Annotated in this window: 14 protein-coding genes and 6 pseudogenes; 11 read left to right on the top strand and 9 right to left on the bottom strand. The window is 56.6% G+C overall.

Translation table 11 applies throughout. The features are described 5' to 3' along the window. Window positions 1-26: 26 nt before the first annotated feature. Together BN2475_RS07525 and BN2475_RS07530 are read right to left on the bottom strand one after the other, a co-directional pair. On the bottom strand, window positions 27-1,844 hold the full coding sequence (locus BN2475_RS07525; RefSeq protein ID WP_094778922.1) for an alpha/beta hydrolase: 1,818 nt from the start codon (window positions 1,842-1,844) through the stop codon (window positions 27-29). 282 nt (window positions 1,845-2,126) lie between these two features. Continuing rightward, window positions 2,127-2,344, bottom strand: a pseudogene (locus BN2475_RS07530) (transposase domain-containing protein); the annotation flags it as partial. Between the two features lie 47 nt (window positions 2,345-2,391). On the opposite strand from BN2475_RS07530, the gene BN2475_RS07535 reads away from it, so the two are divergent. The 8 genes and pseudogenes from BN2475_RS07535 to BN2475_RS35335 form a co-directional block, all read left to right on the top strand. Next, window positions 2,392-2,634, top strand: a complete 243-nt coding sequence (locus BN2475_RS07535) for an IS4 family transposase (RefSeq protein WP_245841173.1) — start codon at window positions 2,392-2,394, stop codon at window positions 2,632-2,634. Between the two features lie 218 nt (window positions 2,635-2,852). Continuing rightward, entirely contained in the window at window positions 2,853-3,188 is a 336-nt protein-coding gene (locus BN2475_RS07540) for a hypothetical protein (RefSeq protein WP_094778923.1), read from the top strand. Window positions 3,189-3,754: 566 nt separating this feature from the next. After that, window positions 3,755-4,570: a hypothetical protein gene (locus BN2475_RS07545; protein ID WP_094778924.1), complete on the top strand. Its 816-nt coding sequence runs from the start codon at window positions 3,755-3,757 to the stop codon at window positions 4,568-4,570. 640 nt (window positions 4,571-5,210) lie between these two features. Further along, complete coding sequence (locus BN2475_RS07550; RefSeq protein WP_143325742.1) at window positions 5,211-5,732, top strand: hypothetical protein; 522 nt, start codon at window positions 5,211-5,213, stop codon at window positions 5,730-5,732. Between the two features lie 140 nt (window positions 5,733-5,872). Beyond that, window positions 5,873-7,414 (top strand): hypothetical protein, encoded by a 1,542-nt coding sequence (locus BN2475_RS07555; protein WP_094778926.1) that lies wholly within the window; start codon window positions 5,873-5,875, stop codon window positions 7,412-7,414. Between the two features lie 175 nt (window positions 7,415-7,589). Next, window positions 7,590-9,470, top strand: a complete 1,881-nt coding sequence (locus BN2475_RS07560) for a GH25 family lysozyme (protein ID WP_159444532.1) — start codon at window positions 7,590-7,592, stop codon at window positions 9,468-9,470. Window positions 9,471-9,824: 354 nt separating this feature from the next. Continuing rightward, on the top strand, window positions 9,825-10,097 hold the full coding sequence (locus BN2475_RS33450; RefSeq protein WP_143325743.1) for a hypothetical protein: 273 nt from the start codon (window positions 9,825-9,827) through the stop codon (window positions 10,095-10,097). 21 nt (window positions 10,098-10,118) lie between these two features. Then, window positions 10,119-10,397 (top strand): annotated as a pseudogene (locus BN2475_RS35335) (IS6 family transposase); the annotation flags it as partial. A gap of 519 nt (window positions 10,398-10,916) precedes the next feature. On the opposite strand, the gene BN2475_RS33455 reads toward BN2475_RS35335, so the two are convergent. Together BN2475_RS33455 and BN2475_RS07570 are read right to left on the bottom strand one after the other, a co-directional pair. Next, window positions 10,917-11,648, bottom strand: a complete 732-nt coding sequence (locus BN2475_RS33455) for a hypothetical protein (RefSeq protein WP_143325744.1) — start codon at window positions 11,646-11,648, stop codon at window positions 10,917-10,919. Window positions 11,649-11,966: 318 nt separating this feature from the next. Next, on the bottom strand, window positions 11,967-12,878 hold the full coding sequence (locus BN2475_RS07570; protein ID WP_245841174.1) for a cytolethal distending toxin subunit B family protein: 912 nt from the start codon (window positions 12,876-12,878) through the stop codon (window positions 11,967-11,969). 94 nt (window positions 12,879-12,972) lie between these two features. Between BN2475_RS07570 and BN2475_RS34815 the strand changes: the two are divergent. After that, a pseudogene (locus BN2475_RS34815) lies at window positions 12,973-13,077 on the top strand (IS6 family transposase); the annotation flags it as partial. A gap of 5 nt (window positions 13,078-13,082) precedes the next feature. Here BN2475_RS34815 and BN2475_RS35340 read toward each other — a convergent pair. Together BN2475_RS35340 and BN2475_RS07580 are read right to left on the bottom strand one after the other, a co-directional pair. Then, the gene (locus BN2475_RS35340) at window positions 13,083-13,634 is read right to left on the bottom strand and encodes a hypothetical protein (RefSeq protein ID WP_245841178.1); all 552 of its coding nucleotides are present in this window, start codon (window positions 13,632-13,634) and stop codon (window positions 13,083-13,085) included. Between the two features lie 252 nt (window positions 13,635-13,886). After that, window positions 13,887-14,090 carry a cold-shock protein gene (locus tag BN2475_RS07580; RefSeq protein WP_094778954.1) on the bottom strand — a complete coding sequence of 68 codons (204 nt, stop codon included), beginning with the start codon at window positions 14,088-14,090 and terminating at the stop codon, window positions 13,887-13,889. 516 nt (window positions 14,091-14,606) lie between these two features. Here BN2475_RS07580 and BN2475_RS07585 point away from each other — a divergent pair. Next, window positions 14,607-14,783 (top strand): annotated as a pseudogene (locus BN2475_RS07585) (IS6 family transposase); the annotation flags it as partial. Between the two features lie 337 nt (window positions 14,784-15,120). Here the strand turns inward: BN2475_RS07585 and BN2475_RS36195 are convergent. The 3 genes and pseudogenes from BN2475_RS36195 to BN2475_RS07600 all read right to left on the bottom strand — a co-directional run bounded on the left by BN2475_RS36195 (window position 15,121) and on the right by BN2475_RS07600 (window position 17,678). After that, window positions 15,121-16,050 (bottom strand): GH12 family glycosyl hydrolase domain-containing protein, encoded by a 930-nt coding sequence (locus BN2475_RS36195; RefSeq protein ID WP_425435483.1) that lies wholly within the window; start codon window positions 16,048-16,050, stop codon window positions 15,121-15,123. Continuing rightward, window positions 16,024-16,686, bottom strand: a pseudogene (locus BN2475_RS07595) (IS6 family transposase); the annotation flags it as partial. The pseudogene BN2475_RS07595 and the gene BN2475_RS36195, both read right to left, overlap by 27 nt. A 137-nt stretch (window positions 16,687-16,823) precedes the next feature. Continuing rightward, window positions 16,824-17,678 carry a sterol desaturase family protein gene (locus BN2475_RS07600; RefSeq protein ID WP_094778929.1) on the bottom strand — a complete coding sequence of 285 codons (855 nt, stop codon included), beginning with the start codon at window positions 17,676-17,678 and terminating at the stop codon, window positions 16,824-16,826. 430 nt (window positions 17,679-18,108) lie between these two features. Between BN2475_RS07600 and BN2475_RS35350 the strand changes: the two are divergent. Then, window positions 18,109-18,315: pseudogene (locus BN2475_RS35350) on the top strand (IS6 family transposase); the annotation flags it as partial. Window positions 18,316-18,461: the final 146 nt, after the last annotated feature.

The raw sequence follows: 18,461 nt of genomic DNA on the forward strand, positions 1-18,461 counted from the left end.
TCCATCTCATCAGAACCGGGAGATCGCTATCTGATCATGTCACGTAGCTTCTGCAGCACCTTCTCTGCCTGGATGGAATCAGAGTACATATCGTTCGGGTTCGCCTTGATTGCGGCACCACCACGGGCGAATTTGCTGACCAAATCCATCGTTTTCAATTCGGCGGGTAGGCCGTTTCCCGCACACGTGACATTGCCCTGAGGCAATGTGCCTTGCAGCAGGTAGTCGGCCATGTAACCGTTGACGCATGGACTCCCGGTATACGCTGCGCCGTGGTTGTAAGTCATGTCCTGGACCACGAGCCTTGAACCTTTCAATACGGCTGCCGTCGCGCGCGCACCGGACAAAGGCGTAGCGCCATCGTTTTCGTTATGCAGCAGGAGAATTGGTAACGTCGAGGCACGACCAAAGGTCGGCAGTCTTCGTGGCGTGAAAGGCCAGTACAGACATGGTTGACTGGAGTAGCGGCCGCCAATCAGGGGAGCAGACTGCGCGAGCAGATTCCCAAGGTCGATCCAGTACTGTTGGTCGTGATGGGTCAGGGGCCCATCATTGCATGTCACAGAGCGGAAGGTACCGTTGAAGCTTTGGAGTTGTGTTGCTCCGGACAAAAAGGCGCGGTAACTGCCAACAGCGTTCACGGCTGCTTGTCGTGCGATGGATTCCGCGGCCCTGTTTCCTTGTGGAAAGAATTGCAGGGTGTCTACTGCGGTCTGGAGGTCGTTCGGGGAAATTGTGGGATTCGCCGCAAGCAGGCTATTTATTCCTTTGGCCGCCGCCAAATGCGCGACTAGGAACTCAATCATCGATTGACTATAGAGCCACGAAGGCAGGCTATGGCCAAGCCAGCTTGTGAGCCAAGCCGGACCAGTCCTGGCAATGTTTTTGACGCCCTCCGCGTTCGTGCCCAAGCCAAAAACGTCGTTACGGGCAGCGACATAGGGCGCGACGATCCCGTCCAGTATCTTCTGGAATGCAGGAGCCTGACCAGGAGCATACTCGGAAATTGGAAGATTGATATCCATGACGCTATCAAGAATCATTCGACCGGTGTGATCGGGAAACAGACTGGCGTAGCGTGCGCCAAGCGCCGTCCCGTACGACGCACCATAATAGTTTAACTTGTCGTATCCCAGTGCCACACGGATCACCTCCATGTCCCGGGCGGTATATTCGGTATTGATGTACGGGGTGAGCGGCGTGCCGCCACAAGCGGATGCGACGTCGCGGTCACCTTTCATTTGTGCGTTTATTGTGGCAGCAGAACGGTCGGTGAAAGGGATGAATCCGGCAGTGGCATTCGAGCTGCATACCAGTTGGACACTGGAGCCCACACCGCGTGGATCAAATCCAATCACGTCGTAGGCGTCGGTAAGCCGCAGGAACTTTTCACCTAAAGGATTTGCAGAATTTCCAAGAAGCCACAACTTCGACAGTCCCAAAGGCATATTCAGCCCACTTTCGCCAGGCCCACCCGGATTCGTCCATATTGCACCAAGCGTGCCGGCAGATCTGCCGGCGCTGACTTTCAGGATGCCAATGCTGGCGTTACCTTTGGAAATATCGTCGTAGTCGAGCGGCACCATCACCGATGCACATCTTGTCCTGCTCGATAGTTGGTACAGCAAGTCCTCGTCAAGCCCCTGGAAGTTGCCAGAGCTGCAGTCATGCCACGATATGGCCTGCGTATAATATGGCGCGAGCTTTGCGTCGGCGTCCGCGAGCTTCGGATCGGCGTCTGGACTCCCATCGGAGCCACCACAACCGTACAAACCAAGCATTGTCAGCAGAACGGCGAACATTCCGATTCGAGTTTGCGTTTCCTTGATCCATAATAAGTTCATTGACGTCCCATTTCCGAAAGTTGCCGAGAGACCCAATGAACATAGCAGTTCATTGACTCATTGACTTAGGGGTTTCAACGACATTTGATGTCGGGCAATAGATACAGTGTTCTGTCTAAACGAGGTGCCCGAAGTAAAAATCAAACACTTCAAGAACAGAGTCTTCAGAGACTGGGGATTTTCCGCTACAGAAATACAAGAGGATGGCACGACAAGAGAGGTCACCTTTGAAGAGGGTGTGAGTGTCGGGTGTCGGGCGATGACCGACACGCATCCTGTGCGTCAGCTGGTCTGCACCTTTGCCTGCTGTTGCCGTGCGTAGATGAACGGCAGCAGGTCGGTGGGCCGGCATCCGGCGCGCGTTGCGGCAGCTCGGTGAGTATGTGCGGCAGATAGTCGTACTGCTCGACGGCGCAGGCCCTGCACGTCAGCATCAAACTGTAAATCGTCGCGCTGGCCCTTGCATTATCAACCGTGTCGCTGAACAAACACGATAGTCGCATGGCCCATCCTCTACACCACACCTCTCGCGCGCCTCGATGGTGATTTGCCCGGCGAGATGGTGCTCCAGCCCGTCGAATGGCAGGTGCTGTATTGCCGTGTACATCGCACCACCTGGCCACCGGACCGGGTGTCATCCCTGGATCAGGCGGTGCTATGGATCGCCACCCTTGGCGGCTACCTGAATCGCCGCAACGATCCTCCGCCCGGCGCTACCGTCATCTGGCGAGGCTTTCTCGTCCTACACGAAATCGCCGAGATGTTCCGTATCTTCAATTCAGGACAGTAGGATGTGGGTAAAAGTCAGTGCTAAAGGGCGGGGTGCGACGACGACGGTTCAATTTTCCGTATAGGGAACGCGCTCCCCCTACCGAGAGAGAATGGCGAGTTCTAATGTGATGTCACCGTCGACGGCAGGTGCCGTGGAGCGGGGCACGGATGAAGCTAACATGCTTTATTTGAGAACCTTCGTCCATTTCATTTACGCGCCATTTATTCGGATAAGTCATGAGACCCACTATCGATATCTCCCACGTCCAGCAAGACACAGGCTTCCTGCAACTGGACAAGCTGTTCGGCCTCGCCGGGCGTGTCAACCTCTACAACAACGCCAAAAGCGACAACGATGCTCTTACGACACTGGACCGGATGATCGACGTGCTCTCGGGTCATGACTCGAAAGACGAGTTGATCGTTGAGCGTGACCTTGGTCTGGTTGCCGGCTCAGCGCTCGCCGCACTGAACTACGCGAAGATGACGATCCAGGGCCATAAACCGCCGTTCCCGTTCAATCCGCAGTCGACGCCCGATCGACTGGTCTTGATGCCGGTGGCGGTTTCGTGACCTTTGTCCGACGTGCATCCGCAATAGTGATTTCACAGGCCATCTAGTTGACGGGATAGGGCGCAGAGAAGTCGCGAATGCGATTGATCGCAGCCATGCTTGTCGCCTGCCCCCCGGCCGGCCCGGTGCATAAAAGCCGCCGGCGTCGGCCATCGTTTTGTGGGTTAAATCTCCTCCCGGCATAATTTCCCAACGTCGGTCATTGCAGCCAGAGTGGCAGTCGAGTCGCCCGATGTTGCCCGTGCTCTTGGCGTTCGGCGGATTTCAGTCAAGGCCTCGAACCCGGCCGATTTCTACCTCTTCAACGCAACAAAGCGTCTCTTCTCAGTGACGTGCGCTTTTGCGAGCAGTTCCGATCGAGTGTGCTGCAGCGACACTTGAAGACAGGGCGCTCTGCCAGGCAATGTTGTGCCCCTACCATCTCGTCTGAAGCGCCTCTAATCTCGACTCGCACATCGTGCAGGGTTCGTTCCGCCGGCCGCTTGGTTAGGTGAACCCGTATATTCCGCGCCCAAAGGTGCTCGCAGGATGCCGCGCCAGGCGTTCACCCGTTTCGGAGAAATTTCATGGCAGACGATATCGCAAAGAATAGCCTCGTTCACGGCTACAACAGCAAGTACCAATTCAATGGAGCCACCGGAAGCGCGACCCGCTATCACGCGTTCCCATTGGAAGCCAAAGGCGCTCGGTTTGCAGTCGGCAGCTTCACGTACATGAAGGTTGCCGGAACGGATGTCTTTGACCATCAAGGTCATATCGTTCCGCAAAACTGGATAGCCATCGTCATCAAGCCGCTCATGCAACAGATGAGCGACGAGTGCAAATCGCTGGCTGACGTCGAGCTTTTCATCGCACGGCAAGGTCCCAACAAAGCGTGGCTTGAATCGACGCTCCGTTATGGAATGACGGCAGTCGCCGGCGCGAGCGCGCCGCGTTTGCAGGATTTGATGTTTGACTTCGACACCAATCCGATCACAGGTGATCTTGGAAACGCCGAGTCCCGCGTAGGCAACTTTTTTTCGATCGTTACCTGGAACCCGGTGAATATCTGTCGAGCGCCGGCGGATACCACCCGGGCAGATACCACCTGCGGCGAGAAGCCCGTGCCTGGCGAGGCACTAGACAAGCCGGTGCTCGAGCACCTGCGAAGGTACGTGCAAAACGCTACGCTGGGAGTCGATGCAGCGTGGTTGGCCGCGGCAGAGAGCCTGGGCGCGGCGGCAGGGAACGGAGGAGCCCCGTCGGACAAATCGGTCACTGACTACCTTATTGCGAGCTGTGCGACGCTTGATTCGCAGATTCATAGACCGAAGGGATTCTATGCTTTCAAGTGGGTCAAGGATCAAGCCCGTTTGATCCCGAGTGCGGCATCGCTTACGTGATAATTGAGCGGACGGGGCGAGGAGCTCCCCCGAGGGGACTTAATACCGAACAGTCGCACTGCTTTGGCCGGCGCAGCCGCGTTTAGGTGAACCGCCTCCGCCTTGTCTTGAAAGGATTCTGCAGAGTCGGTCTGCAGAATCCACTTCGCCCGATGCTGGGCGGATCTTTGCGCGCTTCCGCTGGTTGGCCGGCGTGATGTGTCCGCCGACACTCGGACTTCGACCGCAACGTATCTCCATCCAGGACGACCTCTCCGGGCGAAGCTTGACACTGTGGCGCCCCGGGGCAGCACCAAACGCAAATCGTTGACCATCGTCTCGAAGGCACCCGCGTACCCGCGTTCTTCCAGTGTTGCGGTTGCCGGCAAACCAGATTCCCGCGCCGGGACATTGGTCGGCAGAGGACTCCACGATGCATCGGTCCGCGCCATCCTATCCCTGCGCCCCCAAAGCGCCAGACCTGCCCGGTGCCTGGATCGGTGACTGTCGCCGCTAGCGCAGAGCAATCAGCTTTGCCCGGCGGTCGCATCCCCAACTCATTAAGCAATGGTGGATTTCGTACGACCAGGGAAGCCGGTTCCCCTATTTTCAACACGGTCCCGTGGGTACCCTTCATTCGTTGGACAAAGGGAGAAATCCTGTGCGGACAATCAATCATCACGCGATGAATCACGGGGGCCCCGCCGCGGTGCGGGAGGAGGAGTGCTTCATCCAGTCTATAGGCGGTGCTGGCTTGCTCACCGGAGAGTTCCGCGAGGCGTGTATCGGATTCTGTGAGCGCAATCGCGATCTTGTGCTCAGCTGCCTGCCAGGGTCGCTCGCAGACGTTGTGCGCTCAACCAGCTTCGCGACGATGCTGGATCTTGTGACAGCTCACGGGGGGCGACGTCTCTACTTGCCAACGCGCCACAAGAAGTTCTTTCAGCAGACGGGCTTGTTTGTGCCGGAAACGACATACAAACAATGGCGTGATATTGCCGACGTGAATGGGCAGATCTACATTCCCAGCGTCTGGGGACTCTTCCTCGCGCTTAGACGTGCTGCCATCCGAACGGCGCTCGCGCGCGAATGGCCCCCCGAAGTATTGCACTCAACGTTTGGCATTTCCCGTCGTCAGATCAAGGCCTATCTCCACGATGAACACGGAATGGTGCCGTCTTAGTTTTTCGCAAGCCTGTGCAGCGTGCCGCAAATGGGGCAACCCACTGGACCTGCCGGCGTAGTGAGGTGATTTTGTCGTCGCAACCGCAGTAACGAAGAGATCGTTTACATCGATACCGACCAAAAGGAGTAAATCCAATCATGCCTTCAGCAATTCCCTACGATCCGGCGCTCGCGCTCGGGAATCTCGTCAGCCTCGAACGCCTCGAAGTGCTCGAGCAAATTGCAGCGGCCCATGCGCCTGCCGACGCCGCAGAAGACACCCTCAACTCGCTGATCTCGGCAAAGCGCTCGCTTGACATGACCTCGCAGGAGCTTGCTGGCATGGGCATCGACACGTCTGAGGTCGATGCCGAGTCGGTTTCCGTTGGCAAGGATATTGCGACCGCAGCACAGGCATTTGCTAAAACCAAAGTTGCGGCGATCAAGGCCGCCCAGCCGCTCAAGGCAAAAATATCCGGTATCAGCGACTCAGTCGAGAGTCCCGTCGATTTCAATCGATCGCAGCTCAAGCAGATGCCGCTTTCGGCCGACAGCCTCAAGATGAACGTGCAGTTCTTCTCGAACGATACAAGTGACTCCCGCTCTGGAACCCACGCGTCGAAAATCGCGTCGTTCGTGAGCGGGCAGGTGGGATTTTTCGGGGACGAGTTTGCAACCCAGGCGTCGGGGTCTGCAGCGAGCCAGGTCGACAGCCAGGTACAGAACCACGACATCGCGGGCACGCTCGTGATCAGCGTGACGTGTACACACAAGGACGCCGTATTGCTCGCTCCGTTCATCCTGGATGTGGACAAAGGCATCCGTGCTTTTAATTCCTGCTTTCCGGATGCGATGATCAAGACCGACTCGATCGCGTCAATGCAGCAGGTCGCGGCCCAGTCCAACACGAAGGAAGAAAAGGCGCTGACTATCCTTTCCGGCGCAACGATGGGCTCGTGCTTTATCGGCATGGTCCACATCCTTAACACGACCGAGACGCGTAGCAGCGAGGCGATGGAAAGCGTGGCCGCGTCGCTCCAGACCCAATTCAAGGTGGCGGGCTGGTTCGAGAACGCATCGGGCGGGTTTGGTGTGAACAGCGCGTTTAGCAAGGACGCGAAGTCGCTCCTTTCTGCGCAGAACGTCACTTCTCATTGCACCCTCGTCACCGTTGGCTCCATCCCTTCAATCAAGTCCAACGAAGTGCAGATGGGGGTCAAGCAGTTTGCCAATAGCGACGGTGACAAGTCGATGACGGCTTTGCTCAAGTTGCAGGGCGCAATGGCGACGGACCAGGAATCGGTGTCGTCCGCTGCTGACCGCGCCCGCACCGGTCAGGAATTCATGGCCATGAAGTCGAACCAGATGGAAAGCGCGCTGTCGGCCCTCTCGGACATCGATGATGGCAAGAACAAAGTCATCGACACCAATTCGATGATGGACGCGCTCGACGATTACATCCAGAAGTCTCTTGCGGGGAACATCGGCGCCCCGATCACCTACTACCTCAAACGGATAACGGCGTCGCAGCTCGCGCAAGCGTGGATGGCGAAGTACTTCCCGTCCAAGTACATCAGCATTTCGGCTGATGACTCTGGTTCGGGCGGCGGAGCCGGTAGTTCGGGAGGCGCGTCGGAGGGCAACAGTGGTGGCAATAGAAGCGGCGACAGCGGTTCCGGTGGAGACGGCGGCAGCAACTGATCGCGCAAACCACGCATGTAGCCGTCGAGACAACGCCGGCTACATCAAAGCGCCGCGGTAAGGGGGTGGAATGGACCAGGTCTGTCCACCATTCGCGCCGGCGTTCGAACAAATCCGTTCCGGTATGGGCCACGGCTTGGCCGGATATCCTCCCGCATACACAGGCTGTTTGGCTATGGATACGGACCGTGTTACCCGCGTTATCCAGTCACTCTCAGACGTTGAGCGCGGCTGGCTGAATAATGTGTTAGACATGACCGCGAGAGGTCCGGCGTCGCTGCGAGATCTCTGGAGTGAAGCATGGTTCGGCGAGTCGTCCGAGCGGGCCTTGATGATCCAGCCCGCGTACGCCGGCGCCTTTTTCTATGTGCCAGCGTGCGCGTGGGCCGAGCACCTACGTGAGATCGAACACACACTCGAAGTCGCGATGTTGCTTGATCTGCTCGTCACCGCGGGTTTCATGCAGATACACCATGCATTGCAGGCGCCGCGGGGCGACGTCCGCTGCATTGGGGCAATCTTCAGCGAGCCACGTGTGGAAGTTGTGCGCGGCAAGCCACGCATTGTGATCAACGAAGCGGGTGACTACACGGAAGACCCTGCGACCATAGTGAACAGCGCGGGCGAGGTTCTTTACCGGAGCGCGCGACTTGGGCACGACGCCTTTGATCTCGTCCACGAAACTACTCAAGGGATATTGCTTATTCGGCCCGTCGAGCGCGTCGCATTACTGGCTGCGCTCGGGGCGCCCATTCGATCGGAGACGACGGAGCCTTCTTCCCACGGACGCGATGCACTGAGTCGAGCGGACGCTGGGGGGGCTCCCAAAAGTTCGGACGATGTCGGGGCTTCCGTTGTGTGCCTCGGTGGATCGGACGCCAATGCTCAGGACACGAGAGAGAACTCAGCCGCGCATGATTCACAGGAAGCCCCACGCGCCCGGTTCGAACCCAGCGGAGGGGACCGGCAGCACGTCCCGCGCGGGAGTGAACCGAACTGCCAGACCGGGCTGCGTCGGCGCAGGCTACTCATCGGAGCCATGCTCACTTTTCTTTGCGTTGCAGTGGCTGGGCTTGCATTGTCCGAACGCGCCTGGATTCACCAGGAGCATGCAAGTGGGGGCGGGACGCGCCAAACCGATGGGGGGGACGTGCCGGCTTCAGCGCCCACAGCTGCAGTTTCTGCCGTCGTGAGATCACCGGTCGCCGTCGATGCCAACGCAACAAATCCGCAGGCCGATGAAGCTGCAGGGAGCGAGCCGGCGTCCGTAGGGGCGTCAGGGCCCACGGCCTCCACGGGGGCCAGTGAGGCGGGGCGGTCGGCGCAGCAAATCGGTGCCTTCCTTCCCGAGCGCGATGGCAAAGAGGTTGCCGTCGTCGATTCGATGCCGGAGCACCCCCGCGGACTCGATGTTTCCCAATGGTCGGGCAAAGGCAAGTCAGGGGCGGAGGCGGTCTTCGCGGTTGCGCCTCGCATCGATTTCGCGTTCGCACGTGTCGCCTATGGCACGCGGCGCGACCCCGAGTTTCTCGAGAACTGGAAGCTCATGGAGAAACGGGGCGTTTACCGGGGCGCATATCTTTTTCTCCGCGTAGATGAGGACCCCATCAAACAGGTTGACGCCGCCGTCGACACGATAGGACCGGCTACGCCGCGTGACTTATGCCTTACGATCGACATCGAGCGCATGAGTTTTCCGCTCCACGTCGCTCTGCCAGACGTTACGACGGTCGATCGGGTTCTTTCAGCGGCGCTCCAGCGGGTAGAGGAGACCATGAAATGCACACCTATGATCTACACCGACTGGGACACCGGCCACGACTATCTTAACGCTGCCGAATTTGCCCGGTTTCCGCTATGGATTGCGGATTGGACGAAGGCAAGCTCGCCGAAGTTGCCGCCTGCGTGGTCGGATTTCAAGTTCTGGCAGCGCGCAGACCACTTTCACAATAGTCCCGTCCCAGCCGACTTCGACGTTTTCAACGGCACCGCCGCTGAGTTGGGGCGACTAGTGCGGTTGGCGAGCCGGCAGCCCGCTTCCAGCTTGCTTCCGTGAAGCTCAGGAAAGTTCGGGTTACGGCAATCCTGAAACCAGCACAAGCTCTCCTACTTATGGCTGCAGTCGCCTAGGTGCGGCGATGCCGCTTGTCGCGTATTCTCTCATTCAAAACAATCGAACTGGGAGACCTATAGGGAGGTTTCTTCCCCTACAGAACAGTCCGCTGCAACGGTAACCTGTCTACTGGCTGGTCAGAGCCGCATACAGGGCATGAAAGCGGGCGCTCAGCCGCACGTTAGCCGTCAGCCTTGTTTGATACGAGGTGAGTCGTTGCGCGACTTTCTTCGAAGCCTACGGTCTCGGTGCCGTTAATTTCAACGCCGAAGTCGGCCAGTTATAGAGGAATGCAGAATGTCGAATAGCAACCACAACACACCCGTTGACTCTGACAAGGTCCGACAGCAGATTGAAGCCAGAAAGCTTCAGAACGAGCTGGACGCGGGTTCTTCTGACAGGCTCCAACGTATGACGTCCACCGCTGGCAAGGTCACCGCGGCGTTGAACTCGGAAACCGACGTGCTGAATTCCGCTGTGGAACTGAAGCATGCCGTGATGAAGCGTTCCGGCGAGTTTGAAGGCGCGGGGGCTGTGGTGCAATTCAAATGGCCGGTCTGTTGCGTTTGAGCTTTTAATGAGCACGAGCCAATGAGTAAGTTTAGGGACATCGACGAGTCGTTCAACGGGCGCAACTTCGACCGCGAAATTGTTGTCCTTTGCGTGCGTTGTTACCCGCGTTACAAGCTCAGTTTTCGAGCCCTCGCTAAAATGATGGTCGAGCGCGGTCTGTCGCTGGCGCACACTACGATCATGCGCTAGGTGAAGCATTTCACGCCGGAGTTCGTCAAACGCTGGAATCGCTGGGCCACGGCAGCCGGTCAGTCGTGGCGCGTTGATGAGACCTGCGTGAAGATCCGTGGCAAATACCGCCAGGAAAGGCGGTCTCCTCGCTTGCCCGCGCTATTTGCACCACAATGCGCAAGGGCTGTTCGACTTCTCCGCTCCCGCGCTTGGGGACATTACTGCTCCCTTTTTCTGGAATGTCGTCCCTTTCAAGCGATAAGGTATCACTATCTATAAGATAGAATTGCGACACGCCACCTATTTGCACCAGATCCATGAGGATAACTGGCATGGTGAGAAGCGCAGCACCGACACGCATGAATCGTGAGCGGTGGTTCCCTCCGCATCTGGCGAGGTCAACTGAGGAGGGTCATGTGGTGCGTCCGCAACCACAACTTTCGGATGCACACATGACCCCAGACGATCTTGATTTCCTCCTGCTCAAAGACTACGTCACCCCATGACATTCGAGAAGAACTGGCTCGCGGCTCGGCAAAGGCGAAGCTGCACAATTCGCGTGGCTAAGGGCTTCGTCAAACAGGGGCAAGGCTAAGGCCTCGACACGGTGCGGTTCAACGGCTCGATCCGGATGAACGCATTGGCCTACGGGTAAATGGGTGAAATTTCATATGGGGAGGGAAACCATTTGCTAATTTCGCAGGCAAAACGTGGATCGGTTTTATATAGTTCATGAATAGTGCATGTTGGTGTCTTGGTTCTATTATTGCAATCTGCCGCATTGAACCATGCTTGCACGCCTTCTGCCCAATACTCCCCGGGATTTTGCCCGGCGTATGAATCCCCCAGATACTTTTCTTTCGCATTCTTATACAACCTATCCAAGCGGTCACCGAACTCTGGATCATGAAGCAGTATTCCGGCATCCATGACAGTATGGGCAAACTCATGGATGCAAATAGATTCGTGTGGATATCTGTCCGAAGGGCGCCCCACTTTCAGCAAATTCGCTTCACTGCAACTTGCATAGGGAAGGTAAGAGGTCCAGCCAATGCCCTGCGCTCTTTTGTCCCATTTTTCCCCACATGGTAGTGGAAATTGTCGATCCAGATTGACATACTCCGGAAGCGTCGTCATCTCCTTATTCTTTGGGATAACGAGAAACCCCGTTACATTTATTGATAACCGGGTCCGGATTGCGTCATGCCTTGATACCATTGCGTCGATGATGCATTTCGCCTTGAGAAGCGCAAGATCGCCTACTTCTGCCGTCGCAACAACTGGGATGCCACTCGCGTCAACGTATTTTTTGTAATAATTTTTGTCGAACGCGAAGTTATCTGGAACGGGCGAAATAAAATCTCGATAGGTCTTCATGCTCGCCTCCGTCAAATGAACAGTGCAAAGCCTGCGCCGTGCAGGTCGTACAACATGCACGGGCTGGAGCACTCGAGCCATGAGAAAACCTAGGCTCACGAAAAGTATTGACCGTCGTGTTACGCGCATTTTTTCATCGATCTTTGCATTTGCGAAATATCTTCCCATCATCAATAACAGCTTGATAACCAGGTAGGCTGGGATGAAAAGATTGAGCGCAACGTCTCGTCTTCTCAGAACACGGCACACGACCACCGCGCAGCCCGCGGAACTAGCTCACATAGGAGCTAGATATACGCAATACTCTTATCGTCTCACCTATCTATTTTTGGGCCAAAATAAAACGGGGAAGTGATCCGATACCAGTTGCCCCATTAGGCTCGGTGTAAATAAGTCGCAGTTAAATTTGGGACCGCCGAATGGGTTGTTAAGTTGTCCGGCAATCCCATAATCTAGATTATGGCCGCTTGTCCTATGGGTTGGTCGATCCTCATTCTGAAAAGTCACATTCCTGTATTGTTGCGGATAGTTTTTCAGAAGGAGGTCGCGCAATTGATTGGGCTCGCGATTAAAATCGCCGGTAATCAACCATTGATCCGAGATCTGATTTTGATAAAAATACTCCCAAACTCGAGCAACGATTGCTCCGGAATCCGTTCCGCCGTTTGCCAAGGCATGAATCCCGAAATAATAGTCCGATCCGAGTCTGATTCCCAATATTGGTCTTGCACCACTCCAAGCCCGTGGTCTAAGCAAGATTACCTGATTAGCCCGCTCTCTACTAAGAATAGCGAGATTTACTCGGTTAGCGCCCGTGTCGACTCGGGAAAAGTAAACGTAGTAATCGATTGGCCTTCCTGAGGAACCCAAATTCCAGACATATTCGTTTATAGGCGCGGCAACCTGATCTGGGTTCACCAACCGGCCATCCAATGGAAGTGCAGGATTAGCCGTAATTGATGCAGGTAGTGACCCAGCCTCCTGTATCGTCATAACATCAATACGCCTTGAATCGGATGTCGATCCACCATCCCGATTCCCAAGTAGCACCATGCGAATATTTGAATTCCATTTACTCTCAGTGCTTGCGCTGGAGCCTTGTAGATTCCAGGTGACTACGCGTCGATCGTTGACTGCCGCCAACGCAGCGCCGGAAAAATAGATCATCAGAAAAATAAAAATCGTCAAGAACCTCATTGGCACACCTTCTTTCGTGATAGTGCGATCCAATGGAATTGCTCCGATCAGGTATGAGGTGCCGCGTCGGCAGGTAAAATGGCCATGCCATACTGGCTAATTGGGCCTGCAAAATATTGATCTGAATCGTGGCAATTCAACTGATATCCTAGTGGGCGCCTATCGTGACAAGGCTGCTGCGCGCCGCTACTTCAAGGAAGCGATTGAGCAGAACGGCGAGCACGAAACGCTTGCTCGTCACTTTTCGGCGTTGTGATTTTTGATTAGCGTCCATAGCAGCGCCGATAACCTCTGTAATAGGTGCGGGAGCAATTCCGAGTTGCAGTTTTCTTGTCGATGCCAATAGCTAACAATATGTCCTTCTGCGTTCAACATCGACGTGGTATCACACGTGTCCTGCGGGCAGCGATACGGCGACGCCGCGCAATCGAACCGGTCATCGGCCATTCCGGTGATGGCGCCAAATTGTTGGACCAACATGATGCCTCCTCGTTCTCGGGCCAAGAATGCTGCCCTGTGTGACGGCCAGCCGCCGAACAGCCGCGAGCCTCCTGTCCGGCGGCGGCTCCGGTGGCGCGCCCTATGGCCGCGATACAGCTTCGCGAGATCGTTGCGGTCGAGCTCCGTCGCGCCGTGCGCTTCGCTCACGTTCTTCACGGTCGCCTCGAGTGCCTCGAGCATCGCGGCAAGGCGTGGTCCGGCGGCGGGATCGGCGAGCGTATTCTGCAAATCGGCGAAGTCGGCGGCGCACGCTTCTAGCGGTGCGTAGATGTTCGATGCTTGCCTCATCTGGGGAACCTCACTTCGGTAACGGCAGATAGTCCGTGGTTTTCGCCGCGCGGCGCCGCTGCTGACTATCGCGGAAGCGCTGGCGGGCGCTTCGTCGACGTTGGTGGTCGCGTTTGCGTTGCTGTTTGCGTTGGAATCGGACGGAACATTCGTAGCAGGGACCGCCAAGGCAGCGGGCTCTTTCGGCAGCGCGTAGACATCGACGCCCCTCCACGATTCTTGGGGCGATTCAAAACGTGGTATCGACGCCGGTCAAAGCGGTTGGATATTTGCCGCCTGCTTGCCCTTGGGTCCTCGCTTCACATCGAAGCTCACTCGCTGATTTTCCTGCAAGGACTTGAAGCCTTTCGCCTGGATTTCGGAGAAATGCGCAAACAGGTCATCGCTCCCGTCATCTGGCGTAATGAACCCAAAACCCTTCACATCGTTAAACCACTTCACTGTGCCTGTTGCCATTTTTCTGTAGTTTCCAAAGACCGTTCTGTGTGGAACGCCGACGGGCTTGCCGATCGCACTGTCAATCCTTAACTGACTGACGCTTGCCCAGCGATAGGCCTTTCCGATGACCAAGGCTGCATATCACTGTCATACCGCTTTGCGCGACCTCTCGGACAAGAACAATCTCCCGCGACCAGCATCGAACATGTCTTGAGTGGCAAATTAGGCATGCTACGTCTAGCGAGACTGCCCCAGTTGCACTTCCTTCGTCAACCGCAGCGGGTCGCCAAGCCTTTCAGCGTGTATTCATGATAAGGATAGCTACGTAGAGAATTGGCGATTTGATGCGTGTCAAGTGACTCGTCTGAGATGATGCGTATTCCGCGCAAATCGAGCAGCCGTTCCGTGGCGAAGCGAGCAGACATTCCACAAGAAGCCGAGCCGGCGTTCCACGTAAGCATGCTGCGAAGGGATCTGCTGCAAATAGGCATGCGGACTCGGCTAAAGTAGCCAGCCCAGATGATCTGGTGGGCGATGATGAGCAGGCGGAAGGGTGTGGAGGGGTTGTTCGATGGCCGGCATTTTGATCGGGAGATCATCGTGCTGTGCGTGCGATGGTACCTTCGCTACAAGGTCAGCCTGCGTGATCTGGTTGAGATGATGGCCGAACGGAGCCTGTCGCTGGCGCACACGACGATCATGCGTTGGGTGAAGCGTTTGGTCGTGATGCAAATAGCGCGGGCATACCAGAAGGCCGCCTTTCCTGGCGGTATTAACGAGCCGAAAGCATGTCCTCGCATCTGATTGGATCTGACTCCTTCAGGCCATCAATGTATGCAAAGTCGACGCGAACGAGAGTTGGGCAGGCACGTACGCCTGCGGGTTCCTGCATCGGTGAGCGAACATGACAACATGAGCCGGCGGTGAAACCCGTTACCCTCGTTGCCGCGGATGATCGTCGCGTGACGGATCGCGCGCTGCGCTGCGCGATGAAGGAAGCCGGAACGCCGGGCGTGCAAACCGCGGTCCGCGACGCCGGGCGCCGGCATCATTCGGCGGTGATGGCGAAGTTCTTGGCCGCGAAGCTCAGGCCGCCCGACGACGAGGTGATCTCGAAGCCGTACTGGACGTCGCTGATCATGACGTCATCGAAATAGTTCAGCGACTTCAGGTACTTCATGAATGCCAGCACATCGATCGTGGTGTTGTCGGTCTTGGTCGTGCGCAGAAACGAATAGACCATGTTGCTGCCGTTGCTGCCCACGTAGACGTTCCAGGTGCCGCCGGACAGCGAGACGTTGCTGTGAAGTGGGATCGCGCATCCGTCGGATGTCCAGTTGTAGGAGATCGGCTTGACATTGCCGCAGCCCGCCGAGGTTCCGGTGTAGTTCAGCCAGAGCATGATCTCGTGCGCCTTGCTGCCGGCCCAGATGTCGAAGGTTGACTCCCAGGCACCACTGGAAGGCGTAGTAGCCGAGACCACCGCGGTCAGCGTGCTCAGCGAACTGATGGTTTTGTTGGGCGAGTATCCGATGTGCGGATAGGACTTGATGCCACTGGTGTCGGGCTGATCTGAAGTGACGCCCCAGTCGTGGTCGGTGTTGGCCCAGATGGTCTGCGCGCCCGCTGCGACATTGCTGCAGGGCGACCAGACGTCATTGTTGAAGGTGTAGCTGCCGTAGGTCCACGAAGCGAAAAGGTTGGTCGAGGAGCAGGACGAAGTCGCGGGGGAAGATGCAGACCAAGTCGCGGGGGAAGATGCAGACCAAGTCGCGGCCTGTGCGCCGGTGGCGCCGAGCATCAGGGTGGCGGTGGCGGCGCAGCTCGCAAGGATCGAGATTCGAGGCACGGTGTTGCTGTCTCCTGTCGGGTGGATGAGGTCGGTCGGAATCAGTGGAGGCCAGCGGCTTAAGCAGCATTCCGATCCAGATAGAAACGCTGCGTGGGCGAAAGTTTGCCGGACGCCGTTGTCTTTCATCTGCCCCTTGGCGATCATGTGAGCCACCTTGATGCCACCGAGCATGATGCGTGCATACAGGAAATTCTTGAACCCGAGCATGGGGCGCGCACGCCGCTTGATCGCGCGGTGGCCCTGTTCGATGATATTGTTCAGGTACTTCGTCTGCCAGATCTTGATCGGTGTTTCGCGCTCGGCGTTGATGGCTTCCAGTGCAGCCATATTGGCGCCGCTTTTATCGATCGTCACTGTCTCGGGTTCGCCATTCTGCGCGATCGATTTTTCGAAATGCCGCCATGCCGCAGTCTTATCCCGATGGGCCCGCAACAGAAAATCGATGGTGTTGCTGGCTTTGTCGACGGCGTGATACAGGTATTTCCATTGGCCATTGACCGTGATATAGGTCTCGTCGACGCGCGAGCTCTGGCAGACGGGGCGTTTGTGGCGGCGAAACGCTTTCTCCAGAACCGGCAGCAGCTTGAACGCCCAACGATGCACGGTTGAATGATCCACTGAGAGCCTCGTTCCGCCGTCATTTCTTCGAGGTTTCGCAGGCTTGGCACGTAAGACATCCACCAGCACGCGCCTCAGGGTTACATCAAGCGGGTAATGCAGGCGTTTGAGCACGCTGGCCACGTCCGGATTCAGCGTCTTCATCGAGCTTTCAGCCGTTCACGTTCATCTTGTCCCGTGTCCGGTTTCAGGGGCTGTTCCAGACGATCTGTTGTTTGCTGGTTTCCGACCTCGACAATCAGATTCTCAGCGTAAGCCTTCACCGCGTTGAATCCCCAGCTTCAACTCTCCTGTACACCACTTCCGACTTTAGCTCTACGCCAGCGGCGTTGATCAAACGGGAACATAAAGTAGTCGCGCACGGTGAGCGGTTCGGACTGGTCTCGGAGACCAACTTCCGGCCACTCATCCTTTTTTGGCCAGTATGCCGTGCGGAAAATCGTGTCCCAGATGGTCGTAAAGAACCCATAGTTTCGGCGCCGGTGATGCAGTTCCCACGAGTGGTGAATACGGTGGAACTTACCGTCGCCGATAATGTATCGAAGCGGCCCAAGATTGATGCGCGTGCTAGAGTGAGAAAGATGGGCCTGAAAGGTAATCAGCGTCATGGCAACGACGGGCACCACGCCGGATTCGAAGTGGATCAGCGTGAGTGGTAGTGCTACAAACACTGCGTAAATTAGTGGCTCGGAAATGTAATGATTGCAATTCCACGCCGTCAGTTCGCGAATTGAGTGATGAGCAGCGTGCATGCGCCACAGGAATGGAACAGCATGCTGTGCACGGTGCATCCAGTAGTAAAAGAAGTCACCGGCAATTGCGACTAAAACGCCCGAAAGGACGGCGAAGCCCACCTTAATGATTGCGCTGTCGGAGTGAAACAACGTCCCGAAGTTGACCGTCAGGAGCGGCTTCACTCCTAACCATTCCAGACCCACAGCGTAGACGTGCCAGATTAATGCGCCGCATCCAATGCGAATGATCCAGTTCCGCACACCGCGAACGTATGAGGCAAAACTGTATCGGTAAGCCGGAAAGATCAGCTCGAGCGCGAGGCAGACGGTAGCGAAGATCGCCACGAGCTTGAACGAGTTCACGAAGAACTGGGCCATCTGATTAACATCGAGAACGTGCATTTGTTTGCTCCGGCAAACCGGCCGAGTGCGCCGACCTCAGGTCGAAGCGACCGTCGTCAACGCGGCCATCTTCTTCACGGGCGATCATGGGTCCGATAGTTATTGATAGCCAGCGCGGCCCAATAAATCCGGTTCGGATCCAGATCGATATCCGCGCCGATAGCGCGCATTGCATCTAGGCAGGTCATGCAAATTTCCATTTCACTGCGGATTCAAACTGTGCCACCGGCACACCGACACTGCGGGACGTACTATGCGGCATTTCCTGGAATTGCAAAAATCGATTGTTTGGATAAGACCCATTCGCTTCCCAAATGGTTTTCACCACTCCATGGTCAAGTCATACCGCCTGTCACCCTGCACGCGCAAGATCTGTTGCAACTAGGCATGCGGACTCTGTAAAGTAGCCAGCCCGATGATCTGGTGGGCGATGATGAGCAGGCGGAAAGGTGTGGAGGGGTTGTTCGATGGCCGGCATTTTGATCGGGAGATCATCGTGCTGTGCGTGCGATGGTACCTTCGCTACAAGCTCAGCCTGCGTGATCTGGTTGAGATGATGGTCGAACGGGGCCTGTCGCTGGCGCACACGACGATCATGCGTTGGGTGAGGCGATTTACACCGCAGTTCGTCAGGCGCTGGAACGGAATTGCCATACCGGCGGGGCAGATGAAAGAAGACAAAGGGAGCCCGACAAACTCCCGCCGAGCAGTTCTGTTCGTTGGCGGCATAAGCCGTCCTTTTCATATTGGACTTGCCCTGCCATCGTTATCGCGACGCAGCCC

This window comes from Paraburkholderia ribeironis, assembly GCF_900019265.1.
GTDB lineage: Bacteria > Pseudomonadota > Gammaproteobacteria > Burkholderiales > Burkholderiaceae > Paraburkholderia > Paraburkholderia ribeironis.

Bases quoted from the DNA above. Each gene is read 5' to 3' on its own strand.
- BN2475_RS36195 (WP_425435483.1), bottom strand. From the start codon at position 16,050: ATGAAAGACAACGGCGTCCGGCAAACTTTCGCCCACGCAGCGTTTCTA.
- BN2475_RS07555 (WP_094778926.1), top strand. From the start codon at position 5,873: ATGCCTTCAGCAATTCCCTACGATCCGGCGCTCGCGCTCGGGAATCTC.
- BN2475_RS35340 (WP_245841178.1), bottom strand. From the start codon at position 13,634: ATGAGGCAAGCATCGAACATCTACGCACCGCTAGAAGCGTGCGCCGCC.
- BN2475_RS33450 (WP_143325743.1), top strand. From the start codon at position 9,825: ATGTCGAATAGCAACCACAACACACCCGTTGACTCTGACAAGGTCCGA.
- BN2475_RS07525 (WP_094778922.1), bottom strand. From the start codon at position 1,844: ATGAACTTATTATGGATCAAGGAAACGCAAACTCGAATCGGAATGTTC.
- BN2475_RS07580 (WP_094778954.1), bottom strand. From the start codon at position 14,090: ATGGCAACAGGCACAGTGAAGTGGTTTAACGATGTGAAGGGTTTTGGG.
- BN2475_RS07545 (WP_094778924.1), top strand. From the start codon at position 3,755: ATGGCAGACGATATCGCAAAGAATAGCCTCGTTCACGGCTACAACAGC.
- BN2475_RS33455 (WP_143325744.1), bottom strand. From the start codon at position 11,648: ATGAAGACCTATCGAGATTTTATTTCGCCCGTTCCAGATAACTTCGCG.
- BN2475_RS07560 (WP_159444532.1), top strand. From the start codon at position 7,590: ATGGATACGGACCGTGTTACCCGCGTTATCCAGTCACTCTCAGACGTT.
- BN2475_RS07600 (WP_094778929.1), bottom strand. From the start codon at position 17,678: ATGCACGTTCTCGATGTTAATCAGATGGCCCAGTTCTTCGTGAACTCG.
- BN2475_RS07540 (WP_094778923.1), top strand. From the start codon at position 2,853: ATGAGACCCACTATCGATATCTCCCACGTCCAGCAAGACACAGGCTTC.